The organism is Mesorhizobium sp. P2_F5 (assembly GCF_056403715.1).
On the sequence record NZ_JBFUEY010000029.1, the window covers coordinates 1 to 16,517 of the forward strand.

The window sequence follows — 16,517 nt, forward strand, 5'->3', positions numbered from 1 at the left end:
CAAGCTGGCAGGAGCACAAAGATCGATGACACCGGCCTGATCATTGTGACACAACCGCGGCTCGATCGGACGCACTCTGTCATCCACGCCAGAATCCCTGCCGACCCAGATCGCCTCGGCGGGTCCCATTACAGAGTCAGGCTCCTAGCCGGCGTTCCGTCGTCGACTTGATCAAAAGCCGCGCTGCGGCCGAAATCGTTGCAAAGTGCGCATTGCTTCCCATATTCCGGCCACGGGCTTGGAAATGCCGTTAAAGCATTGTATGGAGCCGCCTCCAAATCACCGGCCCTGATCGCCAGGGAGCGGCAGGGCTTGCCAGGATAAAATATGGAAACCGTACTGATCGTCATCCACCTCATGGTCGTGCTCGCCCTTGTCGGCGTGGTGCTGCTGCAGCGCTCCGAAGGCGGTGGTCTCGGCATTGGCGGCGGTTCCGGCTTCATGACCGCGCGCGGCGCCGCCAATGCGCTGACGCGGGCGACGGCGATCCTGGCCGCGGCTTTCTTCGTCACCTCCCTGACACTCTCGATCGTTGCCCGCTACGGCGAAAAGCCGATCGACATTCTCGACCGCGTACCGGCCGACAGCGGCAACGGCGTGCTCAACCAGTTGCCCGGCACGACGGCGCCGACGCCACCTGCCGGCACCACCGTACCGGCTGCGCCTTCGGGCAATGGCGCCGCCACGACGCCTCCGGCGACCACTCCCGCCACCACAGCCCCGGCGACTGCTCCGGTCCCAGCTCCGGCGACCGATTCGGCAACGCCGCCGGCTGCCAACGGCGTCACCTTGCCGGTCACGCCGCAGGTTCCGAACCAGTAGTCGGATAGGGTCAGATGCCGCGATCTGTTGTTGTTTCAACACAGTCGCGGCAAATGGCGCATGATCACGAAGATTCGACCACGCGTTCCGCTTGAGGCCCATCCGGCACTTCGATTATAGATTGCGCGCGGCACTTTCTGCGCCCTTGGGGGGCGCCGGGCGACGCCGTGGGCAACAAGCATTGAACGATCGGATCTTCGCCATGCAGCTTCGCAGCTTCATTTTCATGGGGTTTTGTGCCGTACTCGGCATGAGCTCCGCGGCCTTCGCCGGCACTCCGGCAGTGACTTCACCGCAGGCGGTTGGCAAAACCGCTGTCATCAACGTCGCCGCCAAAAGCGATGCGGCGCAGTTGAAGCTTCTCAAGAAGAAGAAAAACCCGAGCTCGGATGATCTGGCTCAGATCAGCAAGCTCGAAGACAAGATCGCGGCCGACAAGGCGGCTGCCGGCGCCAAGGCGCTCGAGGCCCGCAAGCTGGCCATGCGCGATGCGGCGAAAGCCAAGGCCGACGCCCAGCGCCAGGCATTCCTGGCCAGCAAGGGCAAGCCGGTCGCGGTCGCCGACGCCAAGCCGGGCAAGAAGACCACCAAAATCATCGTGCCAGTTGATCCGATTGCGCCGATCGAGCCGATCGAGTCGGCCGAACCGCTTCCGGCCGAAGCGATGAACGTCGCGCTGACCGGCAACAATGGCGAATTGCGCAGCGAGGCCCCTGGCCAGAAGCCGCAGAGCGGCGGGCTTTTCGCCGGCCTGTTCGGCGGCACATCTTCTGCCTCCTCGATTGCCTATCTCCCCGAAACGCGGGCGCTCGACCAGGCTCTGGAGAAGCGGCAAGCCAAGAAGCAGTTCAAGGTGAAGCCTGAGTTCGTGCCGCAGGAAGTCGAATTCTCCGGCTACAGCGCCGGCACGATCGTCATCGATACCAGCGCGCGCCGCCTCTACCTCGTTGAATCGGCTTTCACCGCCCGCCGCTACGCCATTGCCGTCGGCCGCGAAGGCCTGCAGTTCAAGGGCACGGTTGCCGTTGGCGACAAGCAGGAATGGCCGCGCTGGATCCCGACGCTCGACATGCAGAAGCGCGAGCCCAAGCACTATGGCCAGTACAAGGACGGCATGCCTGGCGGTGGTCAGAACCCGCTCGGCGCCCGCGCCATCTATCTCTATGACGGCAAGAAGGATACGCATCTGCGCATCCACGGCACCATCGCGCCGCAGTCGATCGGAACCAGCGCCTCCAATGGCTGCTTCCGCATGATCAACGAGCACGTCATGGACCTCTACAGCCGCGTCAGGGTTGGCACCAAGGTCGTCATCATCTGACGTCCTCCTAATCCTGCCGAAGGGGCCGGCTTCCGCCGGCCCTTTTGTTTTGACTAAGAACAACAGTCTCGAACCTCGGGACTATCGCGCCTTCTTTGGAAAAAGCCTCGGCGGCGGTTTTTTCTCTGGCGGAATCAATTCGGCCGCGTTAAGCGATGACTCCCATGGCGCGATATGTATTCATCACAGGCGGCGTGGTTTCCTCACTTGGAAAAGGCATTGCCGCAGCGGCCCTTGGGGCTCTCTTGCAGGCGCGAGGCTATCGCGCACGCATCAAAAAGCTCGACCCCTACCTCAATGTCGATCCCGGAACGATGTCGCCTTACCAGCATGGCGAGGTCTTCGTCACCGATGACGGCGCCGAGACCGATCTCGATCTTGGCCACTATGAGCGCTTCACCGGCCGCTCGGCCAATCAGCAAGACAACATCACCACCGGCCGCATCTATAAGAACATCATCGAGCGCGAGCGGCGCGGCGACTATCTCGGCGCCACCGTGCAGGTCATTCCGCACGTCACCGACGAGATCAAGCATTTCGTCCTCGACGGCAATGACGACTATGATTTCGTGCTGTGCGAGATCGGCGGCACGGTCGGCGACATCGAGGCGATGCCGTTCCTGGAAGCCATCCGCCAGCTCGGCAACGACCTGCCGCGCAACAACGCCGTCTATGTGCATCTCACCTTGATGCCTTACATCCCGACGGCCGGCGAGTTGAAGACCAAGCCGACCCAGCATTCGGTCAAGGAACTGCGCGGCATCGGCATTGCGCCCGACATCCTGCTCGTGCGCGCCGATCGCGCCATCCCCAAGGAAGAGCGCAGAAAACTGTCGCTGTTCTGCAATGTGCGCGAGAGTGCGGTCATCCAGGCGCTCGACGTGCCGCACATCTATGACGTGCCGATGGCCTACCACAAGGAAGGCCTTGATTCGGAAGTGCTGGCCGCCTTCGGCATCGATCCGGCGCCGAAGCCGCGCATGGAGCCCTGGCAGGCGGTGTCCAACCGCATCCACAATCCGGAAGGCGAGGTCACCATTGCCGTCGTCGGCAAATATACCGGCCTCAAGGACGCCTACAAATCGCTGATCGAGGCGCTGTCGCATGGCGGCATGGCCAACCGCGTCAAGGTCAAGCTCGACTGGATCGAAAGCGAGATCTTCGAGAAGGAAGACCCGACGCCGTGGCTGGAAAAGGTGCATGGCATCCTGGTTCCGGGCGGCTTCGGCGAGCGTGGCTCGGAAGGCAAGATCCTGGCGGCCAAATTCGCGCGTGAGCGCAAGGTGCCGTATTTCGGCATCTGCTTCGGCATGCAGATGGCCTGCATCGAGGCGGCGCGCTCGCTGGCCGGCGTCGAGCATGCCTCGTCGACCGAATTCGGCCCGACCGACGAGCCGGTCGTCGGCCTGATGACCGAATGGCTGAAAGGCAACATGCTGGAGAAGCGCCGGGAGACCGGCGACCTCGGCGGCACCATGCGGCTCGGCGCCTATCAGGCCGAGCTCACCAAGGGCTCGAAGATCGCCGAGATCTACGGCGACACCCAGATTTCCGAGCGCCACCGCCACCGCTACGAGGTCAATGTCGACTACAAGGAGCGGCTGGAAGATTGCGGCCTGGTGTTTGCCGGCATGTCGCCCGACGGCGTGCTGCCGGAAACGGTCGAATATCCTGACCATCCCTGGTTCATCGGCGTGCAATATCATCCGGAGTTGAAGAGCCGGCCGCTTGAGCCGCATCCACTGTTCGCCAGTTTCATCTCGGCTGCGGTGGACCAGTCGCGGCTGGTCTAGGCTGCCGGCGGGGGTTCGCAGCTGATGCAAACCTATGTCGCGCTGCTCTACAGCATCATCCTCGGCGAAGGCCGCCGGGTCGTCATGGCCGACCTCAAGGCGATGGCCGAAAGCCTCGGGCTGAACAATCCCCGCACACTGGTCGCGACCGGCAATCTGGTCTTCGAGGCGCGGGCGAGCGATATCGCCAAGCTGGAACAGCGGCTCGAAACGGCCTTCGAAAAAACCTTCGGCCGCCATGTCGTCATCATCGTGCGCACTGCCGAGGACTGGCTGAAGCTCGCCGCCGGCAATCCGTTCCCGGCCGAGTCGGCTGAAACCGGCGATCAGGTGGCGGTGCGCATCATGCGCAAGCCTGCGCCTGCCGATGCAGCCGCGGCGCTCCAGGCCTATGCCGCCGAAGACGAGAAGGCGGCTTCGGTCGGCGGTGACATCTGGGTCGTCTTTTCGCGCGAGCGGCCAAGCTCGCGGCTGTTAGCGGCAATGAACCACAAGCGCATGGGCATCGGCACCGCGCGCAACTGGAACACGGTGCGCAAGCTGGCTGAGATGGTGGAGCAGTAGGCAGTAGGCAGTAGGCAGTAGGCAGTAGGCAGTAGGCAGTAGGCAGTAGGCAGTAGGCAGTAGGTCTCTATTCCCTGGCACCTACTGCCTACTCCCTCATTTCATGCCTTTGCCGTCTTCGCCCCAGCGCCGAGCGCCATGGTGCGCAGCACGTAGTAGATGGCGCCTGCGATCGCGACGCCGAAGAACCAGCCATAGACGCCCCACCAGGACGGCAGCCAGTTGGTGAAGTTGGGCAGGATCGACGAGAAGATTGCGCCGATGCCGGCGGCGATGAAGGCGTTGACGTGCCAGCCGCCCTGGAAGCGGAACTCGCCGTCCTCGCGATACAGCGCCTCGACATCGACCTCGCCTTTGCGGATCAGATAGTAGTCGACCATCATCACGCCGAAGATCGGCCCCATCGTCGCGCCGATGATGTTGACGAAGGAGGCGGCGCTGCCATCCCATGGCGCGAAGGGGTAGAGCACCAGCGCGATCAGCGCCGCGATGTAGCCGCCCTTCTTGAAGTCGATCTGGCGCGGGAAGACGTTGGAGAAGTCGAAGGCTGGCGAGACGAAGTTCGCCACCACGTTGATTCCGAGCGTCGCCACGGCGAAGGTTAGCGCGGCAAGTGCTGCCAGGAACCAGCTGTCGAACTTGGCCGAGATCTGGTCGGGGTGCAGCAGCACTTCGTGATAGACGTCGTAGGCGGCGATGGTGGTGACGCCGGCGACCAGCGAGAACAGGATGAGGTTGACCGGCAGACCCCAGATGTTGCCCTTGCGCAGCGACGCTTGGTCCGGCGCATAGCGGGCGAAATCGCAGAAATTGAGATAGAGCGCCGAGAAATAGGTGACCCAGATGGCGGCGACCGCAAACAGCGCCGTCCATGAGCCAGGCGTGCCCGGCACGCCGGCGTCCTTGGTCTTCTCCAGCAATACGTCCATCGGAATGTCGCTGGTGAAGGCGAAGGTTCCGGCTTTGACGCAGAGATAGATCGCCAGGATCAGCATCATCACCCACACCGCCGGACCAGCCCAATCCTGGAAGCGGCGCACTGTTTCCATGCCGCGCTGGATGATCAAGAGCTGCAGCGCCCAGATGACGACGAAGCAGATCACTTCCAGGCCGCTATGGCCGAGGAAATGCGTGTTGGCGTTGAAATCGGCGAACCATTGCGAACGGATCAACAGCGCCACGATCGCGCCGGAGGCGGCCGCCGTCTGCGCGCCGTACCAGAAGCAGGCGACGATGGCGCGCACCAGGGCCGGAATGTTGGCGCCCCAGATGCCGAAGGAGGCGCGCGCCAGAACGGGGTAGGGCACGCCGGTCTTCACGCCGGCATAGCCGACCATGTTCATCAGCACGTAGATGATCAGTGAGCCGATGCCGATGGCAATGATGAAATTGACGAAGCCGCCGCAAAACAGGAACAGGCTGGCAGCGAGGTAATAGCCCCACAGGCTGTGAACGTCCGACGTCCAGACGTTGAAGATCGAGAATGGCCCCCAGTTCCGCACCTTCGCCGGAGCGAGGTCCTCATTGTAAAGGCCAGGCGATGCGCCTTGTATTGTCACGGTGAATTCCTCCCCTTTTGCCGAACGCACCTCCATGCGTTGGCTGCGCAGGTTAGGCCTGACGCAGGGGAACCGGCAAGCAATCCATTTGCCGGCTTTGGCCTGAAAGATATTCAACGAGAATCGCGCTTATCGATCGGCCTTTGTCGGAGACGGGGCGCAATCGCGGCGGCCTTGATTCGAGCCGCTGGCGACCGCGATCAGGATGCTTTGCGGGCGAGGGCCGGTGACGCGTCAAAATTGGCGGCAAGCCAAGCTATGGCGCGGGTGACGTCATCGAGCCGGTATTGAGCGAGGGTAGAGCCGCGCGGCCTGACCCGGATCGAGATGCCGCCGGCTTCGTTGATCGCCTCGAAACCGTTTTCGTCAGCGGTATCGTCGCCGAGGAAAACCGGCCGCCTCCCGGCAAAGGGCTGGATGGCCATGAAGCGCCGCACGGCAGCGCCCTTGGCCGCCTCGAGCGGCATGAGTTCGACACCGGCATTGCCTGGAATGACCCGGTATCCCTTGGGAAGTTCGGCCAATGCCTGCTCGACAAGCTGGGTGGCCCTGGCTAGCAGATGCGGCGTCGCCCGCGTATGGATGGCGAGGATCGGACCCTTGCGCTCGATATGAACCAGGCCGTCATCCAGCTCGGCTTCGATGGCGTCGGCCAGGGCAGCAATATCGGCGGGCGCATCCGCGGCGACGACCGGACCGTCCGGCGTCAGCCGGTGTTGCAGCCCATAGAGGCCGGCAACACGCAGTTTCAGCGGATGAAACAGGCGGTCGGCGACGTCAACCGAGCGGCCGGTGATGAAGGCAACGGCGCCGTCCAGCCGTTCGTCGATGGCGCCGAGCAGAGTGCGCAATTCGTTGCTGACGGAAACGGCGTCGGGATGAGCGGCGTGTTCCAGCAAGGTGCCGTCAATGTCGAGGAAAAGTGCCCATTGTCCTGCAGGCAGGTTGGGTGCGGTTGGCAGGCTTGTCATGACGCCACCTTGTGCTTGCGCTCGGCTAGCGAGACGATGTTGGTGTCGGTGTTTGCAGGCCACTCGCCGGCTCCTGTCGCTCGGTCGAGATCGCTGCGTTTGCGCAGCCGCGCCGCGTCCAGCAGCATGCTGCCGGCCCACCGATAGACATTGTTGTCGCGCACGTTCTCGCGCATGCGTCGCATGCGCTCGCGCTGTTCTTCCGCCGGCATGGTCAGGGCCTGCAGCAGCGCCTCGCTCATCATCGCCGCGTCGTAAGGGTTGACGATCAGCGCCTCCAGCAATTCGCGCGACGCGCCGGCGAAGGTGCTGAGCAAAAGCGTGCCCTGCTCGTCGTCGCGCGCGGCGACAAATTCCTTGGCGACGAGGTTCATGCCGTCATGCAGGCTGGTGACCATGCAGATGTCGGCAGCGCGATAGATTTCGTAGACTTGTTGCTGCGAGTGATGCTCGGCCACCATGATGACCGGCTTGTAGCCGTCACTGCTGCCATAGCGCAGGTTGAGGTCGTCGGCATGGCGCATGCATTCGTCATGCAGTTGCTGGTAGGCCGGCAGCGTGCCGCGGCTGGGCGCTGCGATCTGCAGGAAGACCAACTTGCCGATCCATTCGGGGTGCCGTGTGAACAGTTCGTCCAGCGCATGGAACCGGTCGAGAATGCCCTTGGTGTAGTCCAGCCGTTCGACGCCGATGCACAGCTTGACGTCCGGCCGCAAGCCGAACCTGTCACGCAGGCGGGTGCGGCATTCCTCGACCGTGGGCAGCTTCGCCAGAAGTTCGGCGGGCCATTCGATGGAGATCGGATAGGCGTGCACCAGCGTCGTCTGCCCGCCATAGGAGATCGCCGCATCGGCGCGTTCGATACGGCTTTCCAAGAAGCGATCGACGCTTTCGGTAAAATTGTTGGCGTGGAACTGGGTGTGGAAGCCGATGATCGAGCTGCCGAGCAGCCCCTCCAGGATGCGTTCACGCCAGGGGCAGATGCTGAAGACTTCGGAGTTCGGCCACGGGATATGCCAGAAGGTGATGATGATCGCCTCCGGCAGGCGCTCCCGGATCATGCGTGGCAGCAGCGCGAAATGGTAATCCTGAACCAGCACGATCGGCCGCTCGTTGCGCGCCTCTGCCACCACCGTATCGGCGAATTTGCGGTTGACGGCCTCGTAGGCCTCCCAGTCCGAGGCACGGAAGATCGGCCGGGTGAAGGCGATATGGCAGAGCGGCCACAGGCCTTCATTGGCAAAACCGAGATAGTAGCCCTGATATTCGTCCTCGCTCAACCACACACGGCGCAGCGTGTAGGACGGATTGTTCGGCGGCACCGGCACCCGGTCGTTGCCGTCGACGGTGAGACGATCCGCGCTGCCGCCGCCATAGGCGATCCAGGTGCCGCCGCAGGCGCGGGTGATGGGCTCCAGCGCCGACACCAGACCGCTGGCCGGCACGACAAGCTCGACGCCATTGTCCTTGACGTTATGGATGTAAGGCTCGCGGTTGGAGACGACGATGACCTGCGCATCCGGCAGGTCGTCGGCGAGGATCTTGCGCAAGGTTTCGGGTGACCATGTCACAAGGGCTGCGTCGACGGACTGGCCGTTCTTTTCGAACTCGCGCATGACCTTGCGCGCCGCTTCTTCCGCCGCCACATCCTCGCTCACCGTTCGAGCGACTGGTGGATGGCTGCCGCGCTGCCGGGATATCGAAAACAAAACGGCAAGGGCGGATAGACCGAGGCTTGCCAGGATCACGATCCAGAGCATGTCGACGCCATAATTTATCATTGAAGTGCCAATCTCCGCCTTCGGCGGTCAGTCTTCTTCGTTGAATTTGAACACGCTCGCCGGCGGCTGGCCGCCGGCAGCTGTCATTTTGCAACGCACAAAACTGCGATCGGTTCCCGCGAAAATGATCCAGCTCAGCTTCGCACGATCAGCGGAACCAGTCCTTCATGGCGGTCGGCGAGAAAGGCGACGACGCGGTCGCCGACGCGCTGGAAAGTCAGATCGACTTTCTTTTCGCCGACACCCAGATGCCTGAGCGTCAGCGTGTCGATGCCGATCGGCAGCCTCGGCCGCGTGACGTGGATTTCGCCGTTCCAGCCGTCGATTTCCAGGCCGAGGCAGGCCTGCATCAGCATGAAGGCCGAGCCGGCCGACCATGCTTGCGGCAGGCAGGCGACGGGATAGGCGATCGGCGCTTCACCGACCGAGCGGGTAAAGCCGCAAAACAGTTCCGGTAGCCGCATATTGAAATGCACGGCCGATTCGAACGTGCCGCTCATCAGCCGCACCACGCTGTCGCGCTCACCGAAACGCGCCAGGCCGGCGCCGCACAGAGCAGTGTCATGCGGCCATATCGAGCCGTTGTGATACGACATCGGGTTGAACAGCACCGCATCGTCGGCAAGCGTCCTCACTCCCCAGCCGGACTGGAAGGACGCCGATAGCAGCTGGTCGGCGACCATCTGCGCCCGCGCCGGGTCGGGCAGCCCGACATAGAGCAGATGCCCGGCATTGGACGTGCGCACCTTGCAAGGTTCGCCGGCCCCATCGATGGCGAGCGCATAGAAGCCGAGATCCTCCAGCCAGAAATCGCGCTCGACGGCGATCCGCATTTCTTCGGCGCGGTTTTCCCAGTGCTCGGCCTGCGCGAATTCTCCGCGGCGGCGAGCAAGTACAGCCAGCCCCCTGAAGGCGGCAAAGACATAGCCCTGCACTTCGACCAGTGCGATCGGTCCCTTGGGGATGCGCCCGTCGGCGTGGAAGACAGAGTCGAAACTGTCCTTCCAGCCCTGGTTGGCGAGGCCGGATTCGGCGGCGCGCTGATAGGTGACGAAGCCTGTCGCGCGGCTGGCTTCCTCGGTCCACTCGGCGGCGGCGCACAGCGACGGCCACAAGCTGGCGATGAAGTCCATGTCGCCGGTGCGCTCGGCATAGGCGCAGGCGAGATGGATGTAGAGCGGCGTCGTGTCGACGCCGCCATAGTAACGGCCGAAGGGCAGCTCTTGCAGCGCCACCATCTCGCCCTTGCGCGTCTCGTGCATGATCTTGCCGGGCTGCGAGTCGCTGAATGGCGATGTCTCTGTCGCCTGGTGCTGGGCGAGGAAGGTGAGCACGCCGCGCGCCAGGCCGGGATTGAGCCACAGCATCTGCAGCGCCGAGATCACGCCGTCGCGGCCGAACGCGGTCGAGAACCAGGGAATGCCGGCATAGGGGTACGGGCCGGTCGACAACTCGGTGGTCAGCAAGGCCACGTCGGCGCGGGCGCGTTCCACCCAGTCGTTGAAGACACGGCCCGAACTGTGCACCGTCGCGCCATGACGGCGCTTGGCCCGCATGCCGAAGCGAGCGCGTGCCGCCGCTGCCCGAAAACGGTCGCGATCAGGCGGCTCAGCCAATTCCGAACCGACCTCGACATAAAGCACCTTGCTGCTGCGCTTGGTCACCGCGATGAGGAAATCCGCACGTTCGGCGCTCAACTGGTCCGGCGCCTGCGAGAACGAGATCGCCGACACGCGCGCCAGTCCGTCCAGCCCGTCGTAACGCAAGAGCACGGACGCGGGCTCGATTTCGGCCGCATGCGCCATACCGCGCTTCGGCCGGGTCGAGCCACGCACCTCGAACATGTCGCGAAAATCGGCGGCGAAGTGCAGCGAAATGCGGATCGCCGAGTGCTCCTGGCTGTAGTTGGACAGGGTGATGCGTTCGAACAGCCGATCTTGCCACAGCAGCCTGACGCGCTCGATATGGATTGCGCCCTGCGGGATGTCGCGGCCGCCGACGCTTTGCATCGGCAGGTTGGTCAGATTGCTGGTGAACAGCACGTTGTCCTGGCTGAGCGAGGCGCCGAGCAGCGATGTCTGCCGCCCGCCGACGGTCAGCCGGAACTCCGACAGCACCCGTGTGTCGTCGCGGAAGAAACCGTCGCCGGCGCCCCTGATATCGCCATAGGCATCGGCCACCGCAAAACAGTCGCCTTGTTTCAGGGCGAACAGCCGGTGCGGCTCGCGCGGCGCTGTTTCGTCGAGGGAGGCAAGGGCCACGGCAGGGTCGAGCTTGCGCTCGTCAAGTTGGGTCATCAGTCACAAATCTCTGTTTTGGCTTCGGAACATCCGCCGTCGCTCAAGACGCTTTCGCTTCCGCTGGAATGCCGATCAGGCGCGCATAGGCAGTGAGATAGTCGCGGGCCATCCTGTCGGCGGAGAACCGCTTTTCGAAAACGGCGCGCACCTTGCGCCGGTCGAGCCACAGCAAGGCCGGTACCGAGGCGACTGCGGCGTCGAGCGAATCGACGATAAAGCCGGTAACGCCCTGGTCGATGACTTCCGGCAGCGCACCGCAGTTCCAGCCGATGGTTGGCGTACCGCACGCCATCGCCTCGATCGCGGCGAGGCCGAACGGCTCGGGCCAGTCGATCGGAAACAAGAGCCCGGCGGCATTGCCGAGGAATTCGGTCTTCTCGTCTTCCGCGATCTCGCCGACATAGTCGATGCGGTCGCCGTCGATCAGCGGCTCGATCGTCTCGTGGAAATAGGCGCGATCATCATCGCCGATCTTGGCCGCCAGCTTGAGCTTCATGCCGGAACGCAAGGCGATCTCGATGGCGCGGTCCGGCCGCTTGTCGCGCGACAGCCGGCCGAGAAAAGCGAGATATGGTTCGTCCGGCGACGGCTCGAATGTCGGCGGATAGAGCCCGGTCGGCAGGCCGTGGTGGATGGTCGCCAGCCAATTGGCATTGGCGAGCCCGCTTCTCTGGCTGCGCGAGATCGAGATCAAGGGAAAGCGTGGGAAGCGCTCATAGGCCGGCGCCAGATCGACATAATCGAGCCGGCCATGCGGCGTCGTCACCGTCTTATCCGGCATGGTCTCGAAGAACGAGAAATGCAGGAAATGGCTGAGGTGAAAATGAATGATATCAAAGTCGTGGGCTCGATTCCTCACATCAGCCAGCATCGCAAGGTGCGCTGCTGTCTCTGACTTGAGCGGTCGCGGATCGAGGCGCAGCGCGCGTTCGCGTCCGGGTATCAGTCTGGCCGAGGTGTGGCTGTCGCCGCTGGCAAACAGCGTCACCTCGTGGCCGAGTTCGACCAGCCCTTCGGTGAGATAGGAAACGATCCGCTCGGTGCCGCCATAGAGCCTTGGCGGCACGGATTCGTGCAAAGGGGCGACGTGGGCTATACGCATGGTTTGGACTGTCCCTCAAAAGGCGAACACGGGAGCGAAATGCTTCAGCGGGCGTAACGTTCCGGATAAAAGCCGGCCGTCGACGATCCCAAGCCGGCCCGCGCGAATTTTTTTGCAAGAAGCGGGAACCAACTCGCTGTTCGCGAATTTAGTAAGGTTGGTTCGCACTGCGGCCGACCAGGGAGAGAACAAGATGGACCGCTTGCATTTCTTTACGCCGGTGCGCATTGCGCGCGGGCAGGGACACCCCGTCGAGGAAGTCGATAGCGTTGCCGAAGCGATGGTCTTTCTGCAGAAATGGCCGTCGGGACGGCGTGGGCCCGTGTATCAGTGTGCCCTGAATTGCTGCTCCGCGGCCCTGTCCGGCCGGATGTCGCCTGAGGAGGCAAGGAAGGCCTTCACCGGCTTTGCCCGTATCACCCGCCTGCTCGACGACGACATGGCGCTGCCAATGGGCGGCGAAAGCATAGCCGAAGTTTATGCGCTGAGGCGCTAGGCGCCGGTTCAGCCATTTCTAATTGAACTCCTGCGCCGTAGTGGCTCGGGCGCCGTTTTTTTGCACCAGAGTATGCCCGCGTGGCCCTTCACCTAATGGGCTACACTGTGCTTTCATGCTGCGCATGACCGGTGGTTGACGACCAATCCACGGACGGTCCGCACGTGGAGGATAGACATTGCCGAGACTGATCCTGGGAACACTCGGCGCTATCGTCATCGCCCTCATCTGGGCGGTCCTTGCCAGTTTGATGGGCGCGCCATCGATCGTGATCACGGTCGGCGCAGTCGCCATCGGAGCCGGCGTCTACACCTACATCGACAGGCGCTCGAATTGAGCCGTTCCTCGTCTATCGGGTGGCTATACCCACAGATGCCCTCACCGGGCCGTTTTTCGCACCGGGCCGACGGTGGCGCGTTCGACCAATTGCACACCGATGTTGACGCGCACAATGTTTGCGCCCGGATCCGCGATGCGTTTCATCAGCATCTGTATGCCGGCACGGCCCAGTTCGAGCCGGTCGATGCGAATGGTCGTCAGCGGTGGGCGGCTATGAAGGGCGACCGCGATATCGTCGAGGCCGATGACGGAATAATCCTCGGGAACCGAGAACCCACTGCTTTGCAGCGCCTGCATGACGCCCAGCGCGACGATGTCGGTGCTGCAGAAAAAGGCAGTTGCATCGGCCAGGCTGCCATCCTGCAGCGCTTGGCGAACAACCTGCTGTGTCTGCGATTCCTGGACGCCGAATCTGGACAGGTCCAGGACATGGCGCTGCGGATCGAACCGGATGCCGGCTTCCTCGAGCGCAACTCTGAAACCCTCGAGCCGGCGGCGCAAGGACAGGCGATGTGGCAGGGCGACATGAACGATCTCGCGATGCCCAGCGCTCAACAGGCGCTGCGTCGCCAGCCAACCCGCTGACCAGTTGTCGGGCAGGACACTGTTCAGGCGCATCGTGCGGTCCATGCCGTTGATCAGAACGGCAGGCAGTTTGCTGGCGATGATCCTTTCCAGCGCTTCCGGCTGGTCGAGGCCGATCGCGACGATCGCCCCGGTCTTGCCGGCCTGCAGCAGCTCCTCCACCTCGGCCACCACCGAATCGAGGGAAATCAGGCGCACGTCGATCTTCAGCGAATGGGCGGCCGCCTCGTCCAGGGCGCCACGGATGACGTCCTCGTAGAACTGCGAACGCGAATAGAATTCCGCCGGCATCAGCATTGCGACGCTGTCGACCCCTGCCTTGTGCAGCGACCGCGCCGTCTTGCCCTGGTAGCCGTAACGCTCGGCTATATCGAGGATCTTGCGCCGGCTCTCCTCGCCAACGCCGCTCCTGTTGTTGAGAACCTTCGAAACCGAAGCCACCGAAACGCCAGCCGCATCGGCAATGTCGCGAAGGGTAGGGGCGTTGGCTTCGTCGTCCATCAGGAATGTTGCTTCCGATGCTGGGTTTGCTGATTTCCTGATCGTCGTACAGGCAGGTTACTGTGTATTGCCATTGATTCTCTACCAAAAGAACTGGGTATGCCCAAGCGAACGCATCAAGGCTTCGACGAAATAGTAGTCGCCGTAAGGAAGCATGTTGTCTGAAAAGCCGGCAGTGACATGCGCGGCGCCATGCGCGAGCATGCCCTGCGCTTCCGCATCTTCGGTGAGATCGCAACTGTCGAGCAGTCCGGCAAGCAGGCGCGCCCCAAAAGCGCGCCAGCGCGCGGCCTCTTCCGGCTCACACTGGTGGGCAAGCATATACACGCCGGCGGCCATGATCGCGCCGGCGGAACTGTCGCGCGGCGCGTTGGCGGCATCGGGCACCGAGTAGTCCCAGACCGGGACGCCGTCGGTTTCCATCAAGGCCTCCGCCTTGGCGGCAAGGCGGCGGGCAGCGTCCAGGTACAGCAGGTTGCCGGTGGCGGTGGCGCATTGCGCGAAGCCATGGATCAGCCAGGCCTGACCGCGCGACCAGCAGGAATCGTCGGCATAGCCCTGGTGCGTCTCACCCCGCAGCGGCTTGCCGCTGGCGGTATCGAAAACGAAGGTGTGGAAGCTGGTGTCGTCGGCGCGGATCACATGTTTCAGCGTGGTTGCCGCGTGTCCCTCGGCGACATCGTAAAAGTCCATGCGCCCGGTCTCGCCATGCGCCCAGTGGAGCAGCGCGAGGTTTTGCATCGTGTCGGCAATGATGCGGCCATTGGCAAATTCGGCCCGCGTCCCGCCATGAATGGACCGCGCGTTCCAGGCCTGGATGTAGCGACCCTCAGGTCGATATCTCCCCAGCAAGGCTGTCGCGGCCTCGATCGCCATCCGATGGGCTTCCCGATCACCGGTCATCAGCCAATCGGAGACGCAGCCCAAGGAGAACTGAAAGCCCAGATCATGATCCTGCGCGTTGTGGTTGGCCAGAATGCCCCGGAACACAGGGCGGCGGGCACGGGCAGCGTTCAGGAAAACCGGATCACCCGTCAGTTGCAGCGCCAGCCACAATTGCCCGGCCTGGAAACTGATCACCCAATCGTAAGGGCCGCAATAGCTCCATGTGTTGTCGGTGAGGCCGATCTTGGGATTGCGCAGGCCGATGATGGGCATCGTGGCGCGCAGCCGCTCGATGCAGCGGGCCAGCGCCTGCTGACGGCGGTCGCGCTGGGGGTCCGGATCGGTGACCTCGACGGCCTGGAAATAGCTGCTTCGTTCGACGCCCATGTTGCTGACCTTGTTCGACTGCACGCCATTTCGCACGTTGACGAAATTTCTGTCAATAGAGAAACTTTCTCTTGACGGCAAAAGTTTCGAATCCTAATTTGCCCAGCATCGGAGGCGTCCGGTTTGGAAAATCGCCGTTCGTGAACCGCAGGGAGAGGGATGGCATGTCGGCAGTCGCCGCATTCGAAGTGAAGGCGCCTCGCGACCGCTCTGGTCTGCGAGAGCAGCTGGCCGGCTATGGTTTCCTCGCGCCATGGCTGATCGGCTTCTTCGCCTTGACCCTCGGGCCGGCATTGGCCTCGCTTTATTTCTCCATGACCGACTACAGTGGCATGTCGGCGCCGAACTGGGTCGGCGTCGACAATTACCTCCGCATCGCCACCGACGATCCGCGCTTCTGGACGGCGATGAACGTCACCTTCACCTTCGTCCTGTTGTCGGTGCCGCTAAAACTGCTGTTCGCGCTGGCGGTAGCGGTTGCGCTGAATAAGGGACTGCGCGGCCTGTCGCTGTTTCGCGCCATTTTCTATCTGCCGTCGCTCGTCGGCGGCAGCGTCGCAATCGCGGTGCTCTGGCGGCAAGTCTTCGCCGGCGACGGCCTGCTCAATCAGGCGCTGAATGGTCTCTTCGGTTACGAGGGACCGAGCTGGATATCCAATCCATCCTATTCGCTTTACACGATCGTTCTGCTGGCGGTCTGGCAGTTCGGCTCGTCGATGATCATCTTTCTCGCGGGCTTACGCCAAATCCCGCAAGACATGTACGAGGCGGCGAGTATCGACGGCGCCAGCCGCAGCCGGCAGTTCTTCAAGATAACGCTGCCGCTGTTGACGCCGGTCATCTTCTTCAACGCCGTGATCCTGACCATCGATGCGTTCAAGGCATTCACCTCGGCCTTCGTGATCAGCGACGGCACCGGCGGGCCGATCGACTCGACGCTCTTCTACACGCTCTACCTCTATCAGGAGGCGTTCATCAATTTCCGCTTCGGCTACGCGTCGGCGCTCGCCTGGGTACTGGTGCTCATCATCGCCTTCTTCACGGCGATGTCGTTTCTGACCGCCAGATATTGGGTGCACTATGACGGCTGACGCGGTCTCTTCATCGGCCG

Annotated in this window: 14 protein-coding genes; 7 read left to right on the forward strand and 7 right to left on the reverse strand. The window is 63.0% G+C overall.

Annotated elements, in window-relative coordinates:
- Window positions 1-327 precede the first annotated feature (327 nt).
- From secG to AC1DYO_RS28405, 4 genes are all read left to right on the forward strand, one after another.
- Window positions 328-822 (forward strand): preprotein translocase subunit SecG, encoded by a 495-nt coding sequence (gene secG / locus AC1DYO_RS28390; RefSeq protein ID WP_477267709.1) that lies wholly within the window; start codon window positions 328-330, stop codon window positions 820-822.
- A gap of 202 nt (window positions 823-1,024) precedes the next feature.
- Window positions 1,025-2,143, forward strand: coding sequence for a L,D-transpeptidase (locus AC1DYO_RS28395; RefSeq protein ID WP_477267743.1), 1,119 nt, complete (start codon window positions 1,025-1,027; stop codon window positions 2,141-2,143).
- A 155-nt stretch (window positions 2,144-2,298) separates the two neighbouring features.
- Window positions 2,299-3,936, forward strand: a complete 1,638-nt coding sequence (locus AC1DYO_RS28400; RefSeq protein WP_112561656.1) for a CTP synthase — start codon at window positions 2,299-2,301, stop codon at window positions 3,934-3,936.
- Window positions 3,937-3,960: 24 nt separating this feature from the next.
- Window positions 3,961-4,500 carry a DUF1697 domain-containing protein gene (locus tag AC1DYO_RS28405; RefSeq protein WP_477267710.1) on the forward strand — a complete coding sequence of 180 codons (540 nt, stop codon included), beginning with the start codon at window positions 3,961-3,963 and terminating at the stop codon, window positions 4,498-4,500.
- 101 nt (window positions 4,501-4,601) lie between these two features.
- Here the strand turns inward: AC1DYO_RS28405 and AC1DYO_RS28410 are convergent, their stop codons facing one another.
- The 5 genes from AC1DYO_RS28410 to AC1DYO_RS28430 all read right to left on the reverse strand — a co-directional run bounded on the left by AC1DYO_RS28410 (window position 4,602) and on the right by AC1DYO_RS28430 (window position 12,213).
- On the reverse strand, window positions 4,602-6,059 hold the full coding sequence (locus tag AC1DYO_RS28410; protein WP_477267711.1) for an NCS1 family nucleobase:cation symporter-1: 1,458 nt from the start codon (window positions 6,057-6,059) through the stop codon (window positions 4,602-4,604).
- Window positions 6,060-6,259: 200 nt separating this feature from the next.
- On the reverse strand, window positions 6,260-7,030 hold the full coding sequence (gene otsB, locus AC1DYO_RS28415) for a trehalose-phosphatase (protein WP_477267712.1): 771 nt from the start codon (window positions 7,028-7,030) through the stop codon (window positions 6,260-6,262).
- Window positions 7,027-8,811 (reverse strand): alpha,alpha-trehalose-phosphate synthase (UDP-forming), encoded by a 1,785-nt coding sequence (locus tag AC1DYO_RS28420; RefSeq protein WP_477267713.1) that lies wholly within the window; start codon window positions 8,809-8,811, stop codon window positions 7,027-7,029. The genes otsB and AC1DYO_RS28420 overlap by 4 nt, the downstream gene beginning before the upstream one ends.
- Before the next feature lie 134 nt (window positions 8,812-8,945).
- The gene (locus AC1DYO_RS28425; RefSeq protein ID WP_477267714.1) at window positions 8,946-11,108 is read right to left on the reverse strand and encodes an amylo-alpha-1,6-glucosidase; all 2,163 of its coding nucleotides are present in this window, start codon (window positions 11,106-11,108) and stop codon (window positions 8,946-8,948) included.
- A gap of 43 nt (window positions 11,109-11,151) precedes the next feature.
- A complete protein-coding gene (locus AC1DYO_RS28430) occupies window positions 11,152-12,213 on the reverse strand; it encodes a glycosyltransferase family 4 protein (RefSeq protein ID WP_477267715.1) in 1,062 nt (353 codons plus the stop codon).
- Between AC1DYO_RS28430 and AC1DYO_RS28435 the strand changes: the two genes are divergently transcribed.
- The gene (locus AC1DYO_RS28435; protein ID WP_477267716.1) at window positions 12,212-12,709 is read left to right on the forward strand and encodes a DUF982 domain-containing protein; all 498 of its coding nucleotides are present in this window, start codon (window positions 12,212-12,214) and stop codon (window positions 12,707-12,709) included. The two genes, AC1DYO_RS28430 and AC1DYO_RS28435, sit on opposite strands and share 2 nt — an antisense overlap.
- 178 nt (window positions 12,710-12,887) lie before the next feature.
- The gene (locus tag AC1DYO_RS28440; protein ID WP_181057026.1) at window positions 12,888-13,046 is read left to right on the forward strand and encodes a hypothetical protein; all 159 of its coding nucleotides are present in this window, start codon (window positions 12,888-12,890) and stop codon (window positions 13,044-13,046) included.
- A gap of 41 nt (window positions 13,047-13,087) precedes the next feature.
- On the opposite strand, the gene AC1DYO_RS28445 is transcribed toward AC1DYO_RS28440, so the two are convergent.
- Together AC1DYO_RS28445 and AC1DYO_RS28450 are read right to left on the reverse strand one after the other, a co-directional pair.
- Entirely contained in the window at window positions 13,088-14,134 is a 1,047-nt protein-coding gene (locus AC1DYO_RS28445) for a LacI family DNA-binding transcriptional regulator (protein ID WP_477267717.1), read from the reverse strand.
- An 81-nt stretch (window positions 14,135-14,215) separates the two neighbouring features.
- On the reverse strand, window positions 14,216-15,430 hold the full coding sequence (locus AC1DYO_RS28450; RefSeq protein ID WP_477267718.1) for a hypothetical protein: 1,215 nt from the start codon (window positions 15,428-15,430) through the stop codon (window positions 14,216-14,218).
- Window positions 15,431-15,570: 140 nt separating this feature from the next.
- Between AC1DYO_RS28450 and AC1DYO_RS28455 the strand changes: the two genes are divergently transcribed.
- Window positions 15,571-16,497 (forward strand): carbohydrate ABC transporter permease, encoded by a 927-nt coding sequence (locus tag AC1DYO_RS28455; protein WP_477267719.1) that lies wholly within the window; start codon window positions 15,571-15,573, stop codon window positions 16,495-16,497.
- Window positions 16,498-16,517 lie beyond the last annotated feature (20 nt).